This is a genomic window from Nocardia sp. NPDC049190 (assembly GCF_040648115.1).
In the GTDB taxonomy this organism is placed as follows: Bacteria; Actinomycetota; Actinomycetes; order Mycobacteriales; family Mycobacteriaceae; genus Nocardia.
The window spans coordinates 183,856-203,960 of record NZ_JBEZDE010000001.1 but is presented as its reverse complement, the minus strand read 5'-3'; the positions used below and the strand labels follow the sequence as shown (position 1 = coordinate 203,960).

The following is a 20,105-nucleotide window of genomic DNA, read 5'->3' as shown; positions in this document are numbered from 1 at the left end:
TTGGATGCGGCTTTGCACGCGATCCTGCTCGGTGGATTGACCGAGCCCGCCGCACCTGGCGAGATCCTGGTGCCCTATTCCTGGGAGAACGTCGACATTCACGCTGTCGGAGCCGCGTCGGCGCGGGTCCGGGTGGCCACGGCGGAGCCCGGAGCGGGAAGCCATCAGATCATGCTGACCCTCCTCGACTCGCAGGGCGCACCGATTGTCGAGGTCGCTGCTGTCACCCTGCGTCCGGTTTCCCTCGGCACCCTCGGCGCCGCCTCGCCTCCGAACAGCGGCCTGCACCAACTGCGTTGGGTTCCGTTGACCGCGCCGAACCCGGGTGATCTCGTCGCGGACGAGCAGTGGGTGAGTACGGATGAGGATGAGACGGTCATCGTCGACGGCGCCCCGGTGGCCGTAGTGCGAGTCGCGGACGAGTCTGCGAATGAGGACGTGCCGAGTGTGGTTCGCGATCGGCTCGTCGGACTGGCGGCACGGGTGGGTGAACTCCTAACGCTGCACGAGCGGATCGTCGTGGTGACCAGGGTCGCGGTCGCGCTGGACTACGGCGAACCGGTGGATCTTGTGGGCGCGGCTGTGTGGGGTCTGCTGCGTAGCGGGCAGAATGAGAATCCCGGCCGGATAGTGCTCGTCGACGTGGACCGCTGGCAGGACTACCGTGCCGCTGTCGCTGCGGCGTTGGCCATCGCGGATGAGCCTCAGGTGGCTGTGCGGCACGGGGTGGCGCACGCGGCGCGTCTGAGCCCTGATGCAGTCGACATCGTGGGTGCGAGTGACCTGCTGCGTGCTCCGGCGTGGGCGTTGACTCAGCTCGGCAAGGGCACTCTGACCGGTGACAACCTGTCCCTGGTCGAGACGCCCACCGCGTTGGCGGCGCTCGGGCCCGGTCAGGTTCGGGTGGGCGTGCGCGCGGCGGGCATGAACTTCCGTGACGTGTTGATCGCCCTGGGCATGTATCCGGACAGGGACGCCACCATCGGCGCCGAGGGTGCGGGCGTGGTGCTGGAGGTGGCGCCCGATGTCACCGAATTCGCTCCTGGTGACCGGGTCTTCGGATTCCTGTCGGATATCGCCTCGGTTGCGGTCGCGGACCGCAGGCTGCTGGCCCGAATGCCGCGAGGCTGGTCGTTCGCGCAGGCCGCCGCAGTGCCGGTGGTGTATGTCACGGCGTACTACGGTCTGGTCGATGTGGCCGACGCGAAACCCGACGAAACGTTGCTGCTACATGCGGCGACCGGTGGTGTGGGTGTGGCGGCTGTGCAGTTGGCGCGCTATCTGCGACTGCGCTTGCTGGTGACCGCGAGCCGGCCCAAATGGGATGTGTTACGCGATATGGGATTCGATGATTCGGTCATCGGTGATTCGCGCACGCTGGAGTTCGAGCGGAAGTTCCTGCAGGTCACCGACGGGCGCGGCGTCGATATCGTTCTCGATTCGCTGGCTGGTGAATTCGTGGACGCCTCGTTGCGGTTGTTGGTCGGTGGCGGCCGCTTCCTCGAGATGGGATTGATCGATCGTCGTGACCCTGGCGAGGTCGCCGAGCAGCACCCTGGTGTGCACTACCGGGGTTTCCATCTCAACGAGATCAGCTCCGACCGGTTGTGCGAGATTCTGCACATCCTCGTCGACCTGTTCGATACCGGTGTGTTGGCGCTGCCCCCGGTCACCGCGTGGGATGTGCGCCATGCGCCAGAAGCCTTCCGGTACCTCAGCCAGGCCCGGCACATCGGCAAGAACGTGCTCACCATGCCGTCGCCGTTGCGTCCGGACGGAACGGTTCTGATCACCGGTGGTACGAGTGGGTTGGGTGCGGTGGCGGCTCGACATTTCGTCGTCGAGCGCGGTGTGCGGAGGTTGGTGTTGGCCAGCAGGCGCGGACTCGCCGCCGACGGCGCCGCGGCTCTCGCGGCCGAATTGGTCGCGCTCGGTGCACATGTGGACGTTGTGGCGTGCGATGTGGCCGACCGGGTGGCGCTGAATGGGCTGTTGTCGGCTATTCCGGCGCAGCATCCGTTGACCGGCGTCGTGCACGCGGCCGGGGTGTTGGCCGATGGTCTGCTCGCGGACCTGACGCCAGAGCAGTTCGGGGCGGTGTTGCGTCCGAAGGTCGATGCTGCGTGGAATCTGCACGAGGCGACCAAAAATCTCGATCTGTCGATGTTCGTGCTCTATTCGTCGATCTCGGGCGTCCTGGGCTTTCCCGGTCAGTCCAATTACGCGGCGGCGAATATGTTCTTGGATGCTGTGGCCCACTACCGGCACCGTTCCGGGCTGCCCGCGACCTCGGTGGCGTGGGGCCCCTGGTCGGCGACGAGCGGCATGACCAACACCATCACCGAAGCAGACTTCGCGCGCATGCGCCGTTTGGGGATGGTTCCGCTCGAAGCGAACTACGCGATGTCGTTGCTGGACACCACCTTAGCCGCTGGGCATCCGACGAGCGCCGGTGTGCGGCTCGATGTGACGGCCCTTACCGCGGAGGCCGCTTCGGGGTCGTTGCACCGAGCGCTCAGCGCGTTGGTCGCCGTAGGGACTCGCCGCGCGGGCAGTGTGGGATCGCTGGCCAAGCGGCTCGCCGACACCCCCGAATCCGACCGCTCGGGCATCGTGCTCGCCGTCGTTCGGGATCATGTCGCTGCCAGCCTCGGGCACGAGTCCGGGGACATGATCGATCCCGCGGCGGCGTTCACGGAGTTGGGTTTCGATTCTCTGACGGGTGTCGAGTTCCGTAACCGGTTGGGCAAGGCCACGGGTGTCCAGTTGCCGTCGACTTTGGTGTTCGACTATCCGACCGCGACTGCGGTGGCGAAGCTGGTGCAGTCCAAAGTCGAGCCGCCGGCGGCCGCTGAACCCGCGAAAAAGGTGGTGCGCAGGGTCAGGGCGGACGAACCTATCGCCATCGTCGGAATGAGTTGCCGGTTCCCCGGTGGTGTGACGTCGCCGGATGAGCTCTGGAATCTACTCGTCTCCGGGGTCGACGCGACCGGCGAGTTCCCGTCGGATCGCGGGTGGGATCTGGAACGGCTGTTCGACGATAATCCGGATGCACCCGGCACCGTCTATGCGCGTCGCGCCGGGTTCCTCGACGAAGCAGGCGAATTCGACGCCGGCTTCTTCGGCATCGGTCCGCGAGAGGCGTCCGCGATGGACCCGCAGCAACGACTGTTGCTGGAAGCCTCCTGGGAGGCGCTGGAGAATGCGGGCATCGACCCTGTCTCGTTGCGCGGTAGCGACACCGGGGTATACGCGGGAGCGTGCTACTCGGGCTATTTCGATCGGGTGACCGGTGATCTGGAGGGCTACCGGCTAACCGGCACCACGCACGCCGTGATCTCGGGCCGGGTGTCGTATGTCTTCGGTCTGGAAGGGCCCGCAGTCACCACGGATACCGCGTGCTCGTCGTCCCTGGTTACGCTGCACCAGGCTTGCCACGCGCTGCGACAGGGCGAGACCTCGCTGGCGATGGCGAGCGGAGTGACGGTCGCTGCCAGCCCGTATCTGTCTGTCGACTTCGCGCGGCAGCGCGGTCTCGCATCGGACGGACGCTGCAAGTCGTTCTCGGCCGCGGCCGACGGTGTCGCGTTCTCCGAGGGTGTCGGCGTGCTGGTGCTCGAACGGCTCTCCGACGCCCAACGCCTCGGACACAACGTGCTGGCGCTGGTGCGCGGGTCGGCGGTGAATCAGGACGGCGCGAGCAACGGATTGACCGCGCCGAACGGTCCGTCGCAGGAGCGGGTGATCGCGGCGGCATTGGCCAGTGCCGGGTTGGCGCCGGCGGACATCGATGCGGTCGAGGCGCACGGAACCGGAACGACCTTGGGCGACCCGATCGAAGCACAGGCATTGATCAACGCCTACGGGAGCGACCGTGCCGAACCGCTGCGGATCGGGTCGATCAAATCCAACATCGGCCACACCGTCGCGGCCGCCGGTGTCGGTGGCGTGATCAAGATGGTTCAGGCGATGCGGCATGAAACTCTGCCGAAGACACTGCATGTGGATGAACCGAGCCCGTATGTGGACTGGTCGGCGGGCACCGTCGAGCTGCTGACCGAGGCCCGCCCGTGGCCACGTAACGGGCGGGTCCGCCGTGCCGGCGTGTCGTCGTTCGCCATCAGCGGTACCAACGCCCACGTCATCCTGGAGGAGGCGCCGGCCCGTACGGTCCCGCCGACTGCGCCCGAGGATCAGCACGACGACCCGACTGCCGTGCCGTGGATCGTATCGGCGAGTTCCGAGGCCGGTCTGCGGGCACAAGCAAGTCGATTGCGGCAGTGGGTGATCGACGAACCCGACGCGGATGTGTGGGATATCGCGCATTCCCTGGTGAGCTCCCGGGCCCAATTGGATCGGCGTGGCGCGGTCGTCGGACACGACCGAGACGAGCTGCTGGCCGGCCTGGCCGAGCTGGCCGCGGGCTCGCCCAACGCCATCGAGGCGACCGTGGGTTCGGGCAAGGCGGCGTTTCTGTTCACCGGTCAAGGTGCGCAACAGGCTGGGATGGGCGCGGGGTTGTATGCGGCCTTCAGCGTGTTCGCGGAGGCGTACGACGAGGTGTGCGCCCAGGTCGATCCGTTGCTGGAAAGGTCGCTGAAGGATTTGGTATTCGATCCGAGCGATGCGGAACTCGTCAACCGCACCGAGTTCGCGCAGCCCGCGTTGTTCGCGTTCGAGGTGGCGTTGTTCCGGCTGATCGAGTCGTTCGGTGTGGTGGCGGACATGCTGATCGGACATTCGATCGGCGAACTGGCCGCCGCGTACCTGGCGGGCGTGTGGTCGTTGCCGGACGCGTGCGCTTTGGTGGTCGCGCGCGGACGGTTGATGGGGGCGCTGCCCGCCGGTGGAGCGATGCTGGCGGCGGGGGTTTCCGCGGATCGCGCGGTCACAGTGCTCGCCGAGTTCGACGGCCGGGTGTCGTTGGCAGCGGTGAACGGTCCGTCGTCGGTGGTGTTGTCCGGGGATGCGTCGGCCATAGCCGCGATCGAGGGCAGGTTCGCCGCGACGGGAGTGAAAACCTCCCGGTTGCGAGTGAGTCATGCATTCCATTCGGAATTGATGGAGCCGATGCTCGATGAGTTCCGCGGCGTGGCACAAGGGCTGACCTATCACCAGCCAACCGTTCCGATCGTGTCGAACGTCTCGGGTGTCGTGGTCGGTGCCGAGATGACCGATCCGGAGTATTGGGTTGCGCAGGTGCGTGGTTGTGTGCGGTTCGCCCCGGGAATCGACACCCTGGTCAGCGCGGGTGTCCGCCGGTTCGTGGAGATCGGGCCGGATGCCGTGCTGGCGGCGATGACGCGGCAGTGCCTCGCCGAGAATCCGGACATCGAGGCCCGCTCGATGGTGGTCGCGACCGCCCGCCGTGCGACGGACGAGGTGACTCAGTTCATGTCCGCGCTCGCGCGAGTCCACGTGGGTGGAGTGTCCATGGACTGGACGCCGTTGTTCGCGGGTCGCTCGGTGCAGCGGGTATCGCTACCCACGTATGCTTTCCGGCGCCAATGGTATTGGCTGCCGTCGGCCGGCTCGCCGGATTTGTGGCAGTGGGGTCTGGACGACGCGGAACATCCGCTCCTCGCGGCGATGGTGCGACTGCCGGATTCCGCGGAGGTGGTGTTCACCGGCAGATTGTCGCTGTCCAGCCATCCCTGGCTGGCCGATCACACCGTCGCCGGTGTGACCTTGCTGCCCGGCGCCGCCTTCGTGGAGTTGGCGTTGCATGTGGGAACGATGGTGCAGTGCCCACAACTGGCGGAATTGGTGATCGAGGCGCCGTTGCCGGTGCCGTCCACCGGAGCGGTCGAGTTGCGTGTGGTGGCGAGCGGACCCGACGACACCAACGCCCGGACGGTGTCGATGTACTCGCATGCCCCTGGTGACGATTCCGAGCAGTGGGTCCGACACGCCGTCGCGACGGTCACCGCTGGATCGGAAGCGTCCGCGGAGGCCGATCTGACGAGCTGGCCGCCGAATGGTGCCACGGCGATCGCCATCGACGACGCCTACCCGGATCTGGCTGTGCAGGGTTACGAGTACGGACCGGCGTTTCAGGGGTTGACCGCATTGTGGCAGGCCGATGGTGAGGTGTTCGCGGAGCTCGCGTTGCCGGAGTCCCTTCGATCGGAAGCCACGCAATGCGGTGTGCACCCGGCCTTGCTGGACGCCGCGCTGCACGCGGTCCTGCTCGGTGGGCTGCTTGCGGATGCCCAGGCCGGCGCGATAGCGGTCCCGTACTCATGGGAGAACGTGACGTTGTACGCGACGGGCGCGACCGCCTTGCGGGTTCGCGCGACGGTGACCGGCTCCGTACCAGGTGGGGAACGGATCACGGTCACCCTCGCCGACACCTCAGGTGCCGCAGTAGCCGAGGTGGGCGCGCTGACCCTGCGCCCGCTGTCCGCCGATGGGCTCGGTTCGGCGCATTCCCGGCTCGACGACGTCGGTTATCACGTCGACTGGGTGGCGTTGCCCACGCCTACTGGAGAGCCGACCGCGGTCGACTCCTGGCGCGTGGTCGAGGACATGGAGACCGTCACGATCGCAGGTGCGACCGCGACCGTATTGCGGCTCGACGTGGCGACGTTCGCCCCTGCCGCCGATGGGGTGGCTGACCGCGATATCCCTGTGGTGGTGCGGGATTCGCTGTCCGCGTTGACGGCGCGGGTGCAGCGGCTGTTGCTGGAGACCGGGCTGGTCGTCGTGGTGACCCGGCAGGCGGTGGCAGTGCATCCTGGTGAGTCGATCGACCCGTCCACTGCGGCGGCGTGGGGCTTGCTGCGGACGGCGCAGAGTGAGCATCCGGATCGGATTCTCCTGGTCGATATCGACGACTGGGCCGACTACCGGCGTGGTGTCGCGTCGGCGTCGGTTTTCGAGGGCGAACCGCAGTTGGCGCTACGGCGCGGCGCGGCACATGCGCCGCGGCTGACCCGCCATGATGCGGGCCCGCTCGGATTCACGGGCTCCGATATGGCGCCGTGGACTTTGACGTTGCACGGTAAGGGCACGCTGACCGGCGACAACTTCGGCCTGAGCGGAGATCCGGGCGGATTGAAGCCGTTGTCGTCCGGGCAGGTTCGGGTGAGTATGCGGGCGGTCGGCCTCAACTTCCGAGACGTGCTCGTCACGCTCGGTACCTACCCTGTTCCGAATGCTCGAATCGGCGGCGAGGGTTCCGGGGTTGTGCTCGAGGTCGCGCCTGACGTGACCGAGTTCGCGCCTGGTGATCGAGTTTTCGGCTTCATGTCGGGTATCGGTTCGATCGCGGTGGTCGATCGCCGACTACTCGCACCGATCCCGCGGGGATGGTCGTTCGCTCAGGCAGCTGCCGTGCCGGTGGTGTACGCGACGGCTTACTACAGCCTCGTGGATCTGGCTGCGGCTCAGCCTGGTGAGACGTTGTTGCTGCATGCGGCCACCGGTGGTGTCGGTATGGCGGCTGTTGCGCTTGCTCGGCATCTGGGTTTGCGACTGTTGGTGACCGCGAGCGAGCCGAAGTGGGATGTGCTGCGTGATCTGGGTTTCGACGATGCCGATATCGCCGATTCGCGCAGTCTGGATTTCGAGCGGAAGTTCGGTGCGATCACCGGCGGGCGCGGTGTGGATATCGTGTTGGATTCGTTGGCCGGTGAATTCGTGGATGCCTCGTTGCGGCTGTTGCCCCGAGGCGGTCGGTTCGTCGAGATGGGGATGATCGATCGGCGTGATCCGGCCGAGGTGGCCGCGGCGCATCCTGGAGTGGACTACCACAGTTTCATGTTGCTGGATGTGAATCCGGATCGGTTGCAGGAGATTTTGGCGGCGCTGGTCGGGTTGTTCGACGCCGGCGCGGTGACCGCGTCTCCGGTCACCGCGTGGGATCTGCGGCACGCGCCGGAGGCCTTCCGGTATCTGAGCCAGGCTCGGCATATCGGTAAGAACGTGCTCACCGTACCGACCCCATTGGGTCGCGACGGTACGGTCCTGATCACCGGCGGCACCGGCGGCTTGGGTGCGGTGCTGGCGCGGCATCTGGTGACCGTGCATGGCGCCCGCCGGTTGGTGTTGGCGAGTCGGCGCGGTTCGCGGGCGCCTGGCGCCGCCGAACTCGTCGACGAGTTGACCGCATTGGGTGCGCACGTGGACGTGGTCGCCTGTGATGCGGCTGATCGGACGTCATTGGATGGGATATTGGCGGCGATACCGCCACAGCATCCGTTGACCGGTGTTGTGCATGCTGCGGGCGTTGTGGCCGACGGTGTGTTCGACACGTTGACGCCGGAGCAGATCGCGACCGTAGTGCGGCCGAAGGTCGATGCGGCGTGGAATCTGCACGAGGCGACGAAGAATCTCGATCTATCGATGTTCGTGTTGTATTCGTCGATCGCGGGTGTGATCGGTAGCGCGGGACAGGCGAATTACGCGGCGGCCAATGCTTTCCTCGATGCGTTGGCACACGACCGGAAGGTGGCTGGTTTGCCCGCGACCTCACTGGCGTGGGCACCGTGGCGTGCGAGCAGCGGCATGACGAGCGCTCTCGGTGCCGCCGACCTCGCCCGCTTGCGACGGGAAGGTTTCCCCGCGCTGAGCGACGACGAAGGCATGGCACTATTCGACGCGGCCGTGGCGGGTGGCAGGTCGACGTTCGTGGCTGCCCGGATCGACCGGACCGTCCTCGCCGAGACCGGTCCCGATGAGCTGCGCGCGATCATGCGCGGCCTGGTCCGGCCGGCGCGCCGCCGCGTGACCGAAACGAAGAACGAGCCCTCGACGCTGGCGGCGCGCCTGATCGGCCGCACGGCAGTCGAGCGGGAACGCGTGATCCTCGACGTGATCGGTGTCCAGGCAGCGGCCGTTCTAGGGTCCGATGTGGAAGTGACCGCTCCGGACAAGCCGTTCAGCGATATCGGGTTCGACTCGCTGGGTGTGATGGAGTTCCGCAACCGGTTGAAGTCGGCTGTCGGAGTGCAGGTGTCGGCGACGGCGATGTACGACTACCCGACACCACTCGAGTTGGCTCGGCATCTGCATGACCAATTGGGTCTGACAACTCCCGCTGAGCTGCCCGTCGGTGCCTCAGCGGCCGACGACCTCACCCATTTGGAGGCGATGGTCGAACGTGTTCTCGCCGCCGCCGGCGACGATGACGCAACGGTCACCGCGCTCCTCGGCATCGGTGACCGACTTCGATCCCACCTCGGCGACCGATGGCGGATCGACGAATACGACGATTTGGCCGCGCATTCCACCAGTGAGCTTTTCGATCTGATCGATGAGGAGTTTGGTCGACCATGAGCAACAACGAGGAACGGCTGACCCAGTATCTCCGCAAACTCACCGGAGACCTGCGCACTGCCAACAGGCACATCCAGGAATTGGAAGAGCGTGCCCGGGAGCCGATCGCGATTGTGGGTATGGCGTGTCGGTATCCGGGTGGTGTGCGGTCGCCAGAGGATTTATGGCAGTTGGTCGCCAATGGTGTGGATGCCGTGGGTGCGTATCCGTCGGATCGGGGATGGGATCTGGAGCGGTTGTTCGATCCGGATCCGGATGTGGCGGGCACGATCTACACCCGAGAGGGTGGTTTTCTGGATTCGATCGGCGAGTTCGATGCCGCGTTTTTCGGGATCGGGCCGCGTGAAGCGGCGGCGATGGATCCGCAGCAGCGGTTGATGTTGGAGGCGTCGTGGGAGGCGTTGGAGGACGCCGGGATCGATCCGGTATCGCTGCGTGGCAGTGATACCGGGGTTTTCACCGGTGTCGTGCACCAGCACTACGGGCCCAAGGTCGGCTCACCGGCCATCACCGCCGAAACCGAAGGTCACGCCTACCTCGGTGTTTCGAACGCTGTGCTGTCCGGCCGGGTGGCCTACAGTTTCGGCTTCAAAGGCCCGACGATGTCGGTCGATACGGCGTGTTCGTCGTCATTGGTGGCGTTGCATTTGGCGTGTCAAGCGTTGCGGCAGGGTGATGCGTCGTTGGTGTTGGCCGGCGGGGTGACGGTGATGTCGGATCCGTCGTTGTTGATTGCGTTCGCGCGCCAGCGCGCGTTGTCGCCCGATGGTCGGTGTAAGGCGTTCGCGGCGGCCGCCGATGGGACCGGCTTCTCCGAGGGTCTCGGTGTGTTGGTATTGGAGCGGTTGTCGGATGCGCGCCGTTTGGGTCACAACGTGTTGGCGGTGGTTCGCGGTAGTGCGGTGAATCAGGATGGCGCGTCGAATGGTTTGACGGCGCCGAATGGTCCGTCGCAGGAGCGGGTGATCACCGCGGCGTTGGCGGCGGCGGGATTGAAGCCGTCGGATGTGGACGCGGTGGAGGCGCACGGTACGGGCACGATGCTCGGGGATCCGATCGAGGCGCGGGCGTTGATCGGTGTGTACGGGCAACGGGGCGAGCGTGGTCCGTTGCATTTGGGTTCGTTGAAGTCGAATGTGGGTCATACTTCGGCCGCAGCGGGTGTGGGTGGTGTGATCAAGATGGTGCAGGCGTTGCGGCATGGGCTGTTGCCGAAGACGTTGCATGTGGATGCGCCGTCGCCGCATGTGGATTGGTCGGCGGGTTCGGTCCGGTTGCTGACCGAGGAGCAGCCGTGGCCCGTGTCGGTGGACCGGGTGCGTCGGGTGGGGGTGTCGTCGTTCGGGGTGAGTGGAACCAATGCGCATGTGATTGTCGAGGAGGCGCCCGCCGACCCGGTCACCGCGGCGGGCGACGGTGACTCCGAGCGCCCCGACGCCGAGGAGGCGATGGCGGCACGGCCGGATATCGCGTCGGATGTCGTCGCGTGGATCGTGTCGGGGAAATCGGAGAGTGCGTTACGGGCGCAGGCGGATCGACTGCGGCACTGGTTGGTCGGCGATCCGGATCCGCAGGTATGGGATGTTGCCGCCGCGCTGACGACGTCGCGGGCGCGGATGGACTGGCGCGGAGCGGTCGTGGGACGCGATCGAGCGGAACTGCTGGCCGGATTGACGGCCCTCGCCGCGGACGAGTCGGCGCCGGGCATCCTTCGTGGTTCGGTGCGGCCGGGGCGCACAGCGTTCCTGTTCACTGGTCAGGGCGCACAGCGGCCCGGTATGGGCAAGCAGTTGTACGCGGTGTTCCCGGTGTTCGCGGCGGCACTGGACGAGGTGTGCGCCGTGTTCGACCCGCTGCTCGGGCGGTCGCTGAAAGATCTGATGTTCGCTGACGACACCCCCGACGCGGCATCGCTGCTAGCACGCACGGAGTTCACCCAGCCCGCGCTGTTCGCATATGAGGTGGCGGCATACCGGCTCGTGGTTTCCCTGGGCCCGTCACCGGACGTGCTGCTGGGGCACTCCATCGGCGAACTGGTGGCTGCTTACGTCGCCGGGGTCTGGTCGCTACCGGACGCGTGCGCGCTGGTGGCCGCGCGCGGGCGATTGATGGGCGCGCTACCGGATGGCGGTGCGATGCTGGCGGCTGCCGTCGCCGAGGACGAGGCAGCCGAGTTGGTCACCGGATACGGAGATCGGCTTTCGGTGGCCGCGGTGAACGGACCCTCGTCGGTGGTGCTTGCCGGCGACGTCGACGCCGTCGAGGAGATCGAACAGGTGCTCGCCGGTCGGGGTCGCAAGACGAGCCGGTTGCGGGTCAGCCATGCCTTCCATTCGGCACGGATGGATCCGATTTTGGCCGAATTCCGCATGGTGGCGGCAGGTTTGAACTACCGGCCGCCGAATGTCCCGATCGTGTCCAATGTGACCGGCGAACTGGTCGAGCGTGAGTTGACCGATCCGTCGTACTGGGTACGTCAGGTTCGGCAGGCTGTGCGATTCGCGCCAGGAGTTCGGACGCTGACCGCGTCCGGCGTCCGCAGGTTCTTGGAAGTGGGCCCGGACGCCGTGCTTGCTGCCATGACACGTCAATGCTTGGCCGACGAACCAGATCTCGAGACCCGGTCGGTGGTGGCCGCCGTTGGTCGGCGCGACGCGGACGAGACGGTGCGATTCACCGAGTTCCTGGCCGCGGCCGACGTCGCGGGGCTCGAGGTGCGGTGGGCGAAGTGGTTCGCGGGCCGGTCGACGCGTCGAGTCGCGTTGCCGACCTACGCGTTTCAACGAGAGCGTTACTGGTTGTCGCCGCTCGAGAGCGTCGGTGATGTCGGCCGGGCCGGTTTGATGTCGATCGAGCACCCGATGCTCGGGGCCGCGATCGCGATGGCGAGCAAAGACGAGTGGCTGTTCACGGGGAGGCTGTCGACCGCGTCGCAGACCTGGATCGCCGATCACACCGTCTTCGGCACGATCTTGCTGCCGGGAACGGGTTTCGTGGAACTGGCATTGGCAGTCGGTGCCCGCGTGGGTCTCGACAACCTCGACGAATTGGTCTTGGAAGCGCCGTTGTCGCTGGACGACCGAACCCAGATCGACATTCAGATCAGCGTCGAAGCGCCCGAGGAAGACGGGCGGCGGCGGTTCGTCGTCGCGTCCCGTCCGGTAGACGACGCCGGCGCCATCGGAACCACCCATGCACGCGGCATCCTCGGCCCCGGAGTGACAGTCGATGTGCCCGCGTTCGACAACGACCTGGCGATAGCGGACGCGAGTTCCGGCACCACACTGTACGACCGATTGGCGGCGCGTGGCCTCGATTACGGGCCTGCTTTCCAGGGCGTGAGGAGTGTGTGGCGGGACGGCGATGACGTGTTCGCCGACGTCCGGTTGCCCGCGGAGATCGACGCCGCCGAATTCGGCATCCATCCGGCGTTGCTGGACGCCGCGCTGCACGCCGTCGTCGAGGAACTGGCAGTCGATCTGCCAACCGGGCAGGTTCCGTTGCCGTTCTCGTTCAGCGGCGTTCGTTTGTACCGCCGCGGTGCGATGGCCGTGCGGGTGCGCCTGCGACGCAGTGGAGCAGACGCCGTAGTGCTCGAACTCGGTGACGAGGGCGGTTCGGTCGTGATGACCGTCGAGGCGCTGCGGGCGCGACCGGTGAGCAGCGCCGTCTTGACCGAGAGGCGATCGACTGGTCGGCACGCGCTCTACGACATCCAATGGAGCGCGCTCGAATACAGTCCACGAGCTGATGCCGAAAGCCTGCGAATCGCTGTCGTCGGCACGGCGCGCGGCTTCGACGTCGGCTACCCGGGAATGGCCGCGCTGGGCGATGTCGCTCGGGAGGACCGTCCCGACGCGGTGGTGTGGTTCGCCGACGGAACGTCTGACGAGACGCAGTCGGCGCATGCTGTGCGTCGTCGGATACACCAGGTACTCGCCGAGGTGCGCTCCTGGCTGCGGCTTCCCGCGGCGACGGATGCGCGACTGGTCGTGGTGACCCGCAACGGCGTGGGTTTACCGGGTGAGAATCCCGACCTGGCTGCCGCGGCCACCTGGGGTCTGCTGCGGAGCGCGCAATCGGAGAGTCCCGGTCGGATCGTCCTGCTGGACGTCGACGGCGAGGTGGGCCCGGACCTGGTCGCGGCGGCCATCGAGGTAGACGAGTCACAGTTGGCGGTGCGGGACGGGGTGTTGCTGGCGCCGCGGCTGATCCGTCGCGACGAGTCCGCGAATGCGTCGAAACTCACGTTCGGCTCGGGTTCGGTGCTGATCACGGGAGGGACGAGTGGATTGGGCGCCCTGGTAGCGCGGCATCTGGCCGCGGCCCACGGTGTTCGCGATCTGGTACTGGTGTCGCGGCGCGGCGAACACGCTGCCGGTGTCGACGATCTCGTCACCGAACTGGTCGTACTCGGCGCCCGCCCGCGGGTGCTGGCATGCGATGTGAGCGACCGTACCGCCGTGCGGACGATGCTCGACGCTCTTTCCGACGGGCCCGCACTGACCGGCGTGGTGCACGCGGCGGGGGTGTTGGCCGACGGCACCTTCGATTCGCTCACACCCGACCAGGTGGACCGGGTGCTCGCGCCGAAGGTCGACGCCGTGCTGAACCTGCACGAACTCACCGCGGAGTGCGAACTGTCCGCGTTCATCCTGTTCTCCTCGGTCGCGGGGATTCTCGGGTCGGCGGGGCAAGCCAACTATGCGGCGGCGAACTCGGTACTCGACGCGCTGGCACGGCGACGTGCGACCGCGGGTCTGCCCGCGATCTCGGTGGCCTGGGGTCCGTGGAGCCAAGACAGCGGAATGACGGGCGAATTGGACGCGGCCGCGGTGGAGCGGCTTTCGCGCATGGGCTTGCGCCCCCTGGCCGAGGCCGACGGGCTAACGTTGCTCGACCTCGCCGGTGGTGCCGGCACACCGTTCGTCGCCGCGGTCGATCTCGACAGGTCGGCCTTGTCCGCCGCCGCCGCGCGCGTCGGCGTGCTGCCTGGACTGTTGCGGTCGCTGGCACCGTCCGCACGCCGCGCAGACACCGGAGGCGGCGATCTGGCGCGGCAGCTGGCAACGGCGCCGCCGGACAGACATGATGCGATCGTCCTGGGTTTCGTCCGCGCTCAGGTCGCCGCGGTGCTCGGTCACGCCTCGGGCGAGCAGATCGACGTCGAGAAGCCGTTCACGGAAATGGGTTTCGATTCCCTGGGTGCGGTGGAGTTCCGCAACCGACTTGCCAAGATCACCGGTCTGCGGCTGCCGTCGACACTGGCCTTCGACTACCCCACAGCGTCCGCGATGGCGCGGTACGTGCGCTCGCGGATCGAGGGGGAGAAGGCAGGCACGGTCCGTACGCGCCGTCGGACTCGGACCGACGAGCCGATCGCGATCGTCGGAATGGCCTGCCGGTATCCCGGCGGGGTGGATTCCGCGGACGCGCTGTGGGAACTGGTACGGTCCGGAACCGATGCGATCAGCGAGTTCCCCTCCGATCGCGGGTGGGATCTGGACCACCTGATCGATCCCGATCCCGACCATCCGGGTACGTCCTATGCCCGGGAGGGCGGATTCCTGCTGGACGCGGCCGAGTTCGACGCTGGCTTCTTCGGAATCGGCCCGCGAGAGGCCATCGCGATGGACCCGCAGCAGCGGTTGCTGTTGGAGGTGTCGTGGGAGGCGCTCGAGCACGCGGGAATCGATCCGACCTCGTTGCGCAGCAGCGACACCGGCGTCTACACCGGCCTGATGTATCGGGACTACGAAGTGACGGCGCGACAAGCCGGGTCCGACGTCGAAGGGTATGTCGCTACCGGTTCGGCGGGCAGCGTGGTATCCGGCCGCGTCGCCTACGCGCTCGGACTGGAGGGGCCCGCGGTGACCGTGGACACGGCGTGCTCGTCGTCATTGGTGGCGTTGCACCTGGCCTGCCAGGCCCTGCGTCAGGGCGAGAGTTCGCTGGCTCTGGTGGGTGGCGCGACGGTGATGGCGACGCCGCTGACCTTTGTCGAGTTCTCCCGGCAGCGCGGCCTGGCCCCGGACGGCAGATGCAAGCCGTTCTCTGCCGCCGCCGACGGCGTTGCCTGGTCCGAGGGCGCGGGCGTGCTGGTGGTGGAACGGCTGTCGGATGCGCGACGGCTGGGCCACAACATCCTCGCGGTGGTGCGCGGCAGCGCGATCAATCAGGACGGCGCGAGCAATGGCCTGACCGCACCGAACGGTCCCTCCCAGGAACGGGTGATCACGGCAGCTCTGGCGAATGCCGGACTCGAGCCGGGGGATGTCGATGCGGTGGAGGCGCACGGAACTGGGACGACTTTGGGCGACCCGATTGAGGCGCAGGCTCTGCTGGCCACCTATGGGCAGAATCGTGCCCAGCGGCCGCTGAAGGTGAGTGCGCTCAAATCGAACATTGGCCACACGCAGGCGGCCGCGGGCGTGGGCGGCGTGATCAAGATGGTGCAGGCGCTGCAGCACGAGACATTGCCGAAGACGTTGCACGTGGACGCGCTGTCACCGCACGTGGACTGGTCGGCGGGGGCGGTGCAGGTGCTCACCGAGGCCGAACCGTGGCCGGCGGGTAACCGGGTGCGACGTGCGGGCGTGTCGTCGTTCGGGATCAGCGGTACGAACGCGCATGTGATCCTCGAGGAAGCACCGTCGGCACCGACTCCCTCTGCCGAATCAGCACTGGCCGGCGACGATACGTCGGCCAGGTCCGACATCGACGTCTCCGTGGTGCCCCTGGTGGTGTCGGCGAAATCGGAGGAAGGGCTGCGCGGACAGGCGGCCCGCCTGCGGAATTGGCTGGCCGACCGTCCGGAGCTCGATGCCTGGGCGGTGGCGCGGTCGTTGCTGGACTCGCGGGCATCGCTGGATCGGCGAGGCGTCGTTCTCGGGCGTGATCGGGAGGAGTTGCTTGCCGGCCTGGCCGCATTGGCGTCGGATTCGGCACTGCCCGGTGTGGTCGAGGGCATGACGAGTTCGGGTCAGACGGTCTTTCTGTTCACCGGCCAAGGTGCCCAACGAGCCGGGATGGGTGCAGGGTTGTACCGCGCCTTCCCGGTGTTCGCGGCGGCATTGGACGAGGTGTGTGCGGAATTCGACAATCATCTCGGTGGGTCGGTGAAGGCAGTGATGTTCGCCGATCCCGGGGAGGTGCTCGACCGGACGGAGTGGACGCAGCCAGCTTTGTTCGCGTTCGAGGTGGCGATGTTCCGGCTGATGGAGTCGTTCGGGCTGGCACCGGATGTGGTGGCGGGCCACTCGATCGGAGAATTGGCGGCCGCGTTCGCAGCCGGGGTGTGGTCACTCGCGGACGCTTGCACGTTGGTTGCGGCGCGGGGCCGGCTCATGGGGGCACTGCCGGACGGCGGTGCGATGCTCGCGGTCGCCGTCTCGGAGGCCGAGGCCACGGAGCTGATCGTCGGGTACGGCGATCAGGTGTCGCTCGCAGCGCTGAACGGGCCGGAGTCGGTGGTGCTGTCGGGGAACGAGGATGCCGTACGACAGATCCAGCGACGGCTTTCCGATGCGGGCCGCAAGAACACCTGGTTGCGAGTCTCACACGCGTTCCATTCGGCGTTGATGGAGCCCATGCTGGACGAGTTCCGCGCGGTGGCCGCTGGATTGACCTATCGCGAGCCATTGGTGCCGATCGTGTCGAACGTCACCGGTGCGCAGGCCGGCGACACCGTCCGGGATCCGGAGTACTGGGTGGCGCAGGTGCGCGGCTGCGTGCGGTTCGCTCCCGGCATCGACACGCTGATCGACTCCGGTGTGCGCAGGTTCGTGGAGGTCGGTCCGGATGCCGTGCTGGCCGCGACGACCGTCGAGTGCTTGGCGGAGCGTCCGCAGCAGGAAACGAAGTCGGTGGCGGTGATGGCATCGTCGAGGCGGTCGATCGACGAAGCGGCCGGCTTCGTGACGTTCCTCGCGCAGGCGCACGCTGTGGGCATGTCGGCGAACCTGCGGCGCTTGTTCGCCGGACGCGGTGCGCAGCAGGCGCCGTTGCCCACCTATGCCTTCCAGCATCGGCGCTACTGGCTGCAGCCGGCATTCGAGGTTGTCACGGGCAGTTTCGGGCATCCGCTGCTGACGAACGTCGTGCCGCTGGCGGGTAAGGACGAGTGGTTGTTCACCGGACGGCTCTCGGTACGGACGCAGCCGTGGATCTCCGATCACGTCGTGTCCGGTGCGGTTCTGTTGCCTGGGACCGCTTTCGCGGAATTGGCACTGGCCGCGGGCATGCGACTCGATGTCGAGTTCGTCGAGGAACTGCTTCTGGAAGCTCCGCTCGTATTCGCTGGCAACGCCGAGGTGGACCTGCAGCTCAGCGTCGGAGCGGCCGACGGCGCGGGGCGGCGCACGTTCGCGATCCATTCGCGTGCCGCTACCGACAGCGGCGCCGCGGACACGCAGCCGTGGGTGTTGCACGCGGGCGGTGTGCTCGGCACCGCCGACGGCAACGCGCCCACCTGGGACGACAGGGCATGGCCGCCTATCGGGGCCGAGTCGGGCGATACCGCACTCTATGAGCGGCTGACACAATTGGGTTTCGAGTACGGGCCGGCGTTCCAGGGCGTCTCCGCGGTGTGGCGGCGTGGCGAGCAGATGTTCGCCGAAGTCTCCCTCGACGGATCCGTGAATGGTTCGGCTTCCGCGTTCGGTATGCATCCCGCTCTGTTCGACGCCTGTCTACATGTGGCAATCGATGAGCTGACCCGTGATCTGCCGCCTGGGCAATTGCCGCTGCCCTTCTCGTTCACCGGGATGCGATTGTGGCGTTCCGGGGTGGGGGCGGTGCGCGTGCGGCTGGTCCGCACCGAGAGCGGGGATGTCGGCATCGTCTGCGTCGACGACGCTGGCTCGGTCGTGCTCACCGTCGACGCGGTCGTCGCACGACCGGTCGACGCCGAAGTGCTGAGAGCGGCCGCCGGGTCGCGCGGCCCGTCGCCGCTCGGCCTGCGGTGGATCGACTCGGCACTGCCGGTCACCGCGTCCACCGAAGTGCTGGCGACGCTGGGTTCGGCGCGGGTGGCCGGAATCGACCGGCACTACACCGATATAGCCGATATCGTTGTGGCCGAGCAGGTTCCGGAGGTGATCATCTGCTCGCTCGCCGACTTCATCGACGACAGCGCGGTGTCGGCTACTGACCGCGCCGCCACAGTCCGGCGGTCGGTCCACATCGCCTTGGCGGTGCTGCGATCGTGGCTGTCGGCCGAACGTCTGATGAACACCCGACTGGTGGTGATGACCCGTCGAGCTGCGGGGCTACCGGGTGAGTCCGTGGACCCGGCCGCCGCGGCGGTGGCAGGCTTGGCTCGCACCGCCCAATCGGAAAACCCTGGCCGGATCGTGCTGCTCGATCACGACGGCGACCTGCGTGCCGATATCGTACGCAGGGTGCTCGAGTCGGGGCAGAACCAGGTCGCGGTCCGTGATTCGCGGATGCTCGTGCCGCGTCTGGTCGAGAGCGGCACTGTCGCCGCGGCCGAACCCGCCCAGCGGGTATTCGGTGCCGGCACGGTGCTGATCACCGGCGGTACCACCGGACTGGGCGCGGTGATGGCCCGGTATCTGGTGGCCGCGCACGGCGTCGAACATCTGCTGCTGGTGTCCCGTCGCGGCGAAGCGGCGGCGGGGGTCGCCGAACTGGTCGCGGAACTGACCGGTATGGGTGCCGAAACCCGCGTCGCCGCCTGTGATGTCGGTGATCGAGCAAGTCTGGCCGCCGTGCTCGACTCGATCGGGTCCGAGCATCCCTTGACAGCGGTGATCCACTCCGCAGGTGTGGTCGACGACGCCACGATCGAAAAGCTCACCCCGGAACAGGTCGACCGGGTGCTCGTACCCAAGGTGGACGGTGCGCTGAACCTGGACGAGCTCACCAGGGAACACAACCTTGCGGCCTTCGTCATGTTCTCCTCGGTGGCCGCGATTCTCGGCGCGCCGGGCCAGGGCAACTACGCGGCGGCCAACTCGTTCCTCGACGGGCTGGCCAGCACTCGTAAGGCGGCCGGCCTGCCGGCGGTCTCGGTGGCTTGGGGACCGTGGAGTCAGGACATCGGCATGACCGGCCACATGGACCGGACCGCGATAGCGCGGTTGGAAAGACTGGGCATCAAAGTGCTCGGCGAAGCCGAGGGGATCGCATTGCTGGACGCGGCGATGGTCGGCGATGACCCGGTGGTCGCCTGTGTCGAGTTCGACAAGCCGACGCTGGCGGCTCAGGTTCGGGCCGGACGGCTGTCGGACGTGCTCAGCGGCCTAGTGCCCACACGAGCACGACGGGTGAGCACCGGCGCCGGGAGTGCCGGCGGGTTGGCGCATCGGCTCGCCGCGACACCGGAGGAGGAACGAGATGCGCTGATATCGGGGTTCGTTCGCGAACACGCCGCGGCGGTGCTCGGCCATCCGTCGCCCGCAGCGATCGAGCCCGATACCCCGTTCAACGAGTTGGGATTCGACTCACTCGGCGGCGTCGAGTTGCGCAATCGGCTCGCCGAGGCGGCCGGCATAAATCTGCCATCGACGTTGGTGTTCGACTACCCGACCGCCACCGCCGTGGCGAAACTACTACGTTCCCGGTTGGATGTCGCCACGGCCGGCTCGGCCGTGGACGACCAGGTTGCCTCGTTGCGCTCGCTGTTGGCGACCATGTCATCGGTCGAGGACAAGACGCGTCTGGCGGAACGGATTCGCGCGGCTCTGGCCGACGCGCTGACGCCGCCGGAATCTGCGACTCGCGACGACCGCGTCGCTGTCGAGGCGGCGTCGAGCGCCGACGAATTATTTGCCCTCATCGACCAGCAGATAACAACGAAGTGA

Annotated in this window: 2 protein-coding genes (1 of these 2 running past the window's edge); both read left to right on the top strand. The window is 67.2% G+C overall.

Annotated elements, in window-relative coordinates:
• Nucleotides 1-9,279, top strand: partial view of an SDR family NAD(P)-dependent oxidoreductase gene (locus AB0B25_RS00795; RefSeq protein WP_357172667.1) — the 3' portion only. It extends 7,266 nt beyond the left edge of the window; only the last 9,279 of its 16,545 coding nucleotides appear in the window; the start codon falls outside the window, past its left edge; the stop codon is at nt 9,277-9,279.
• On the top strand, nt 9,276-20,105 hold the full coding sequence (locus AB0B25_RS00790) for an SDR family NAD(P)-dependent oxidoreductase (RefSeq protein ID WP_357172664.1): 10,830 nt from the start codon (nt 9,276-9,278) through the stop codon (nt 20,103-20,105). Before AB0B25_RS00795 ends, AB0B25_RS00790 begins: the two co-directional genes overlap by 4 nt.

Excerpts from the sequence above, each read along its gene's own strand:
- AB0B25_RS00790 (WP_357172664.1), top strand. The coding sequence starts at position 9,276 with ATGAGCAACAACGAGGAACGGCTGACCCAGTATCTCCGCAAACTCACC.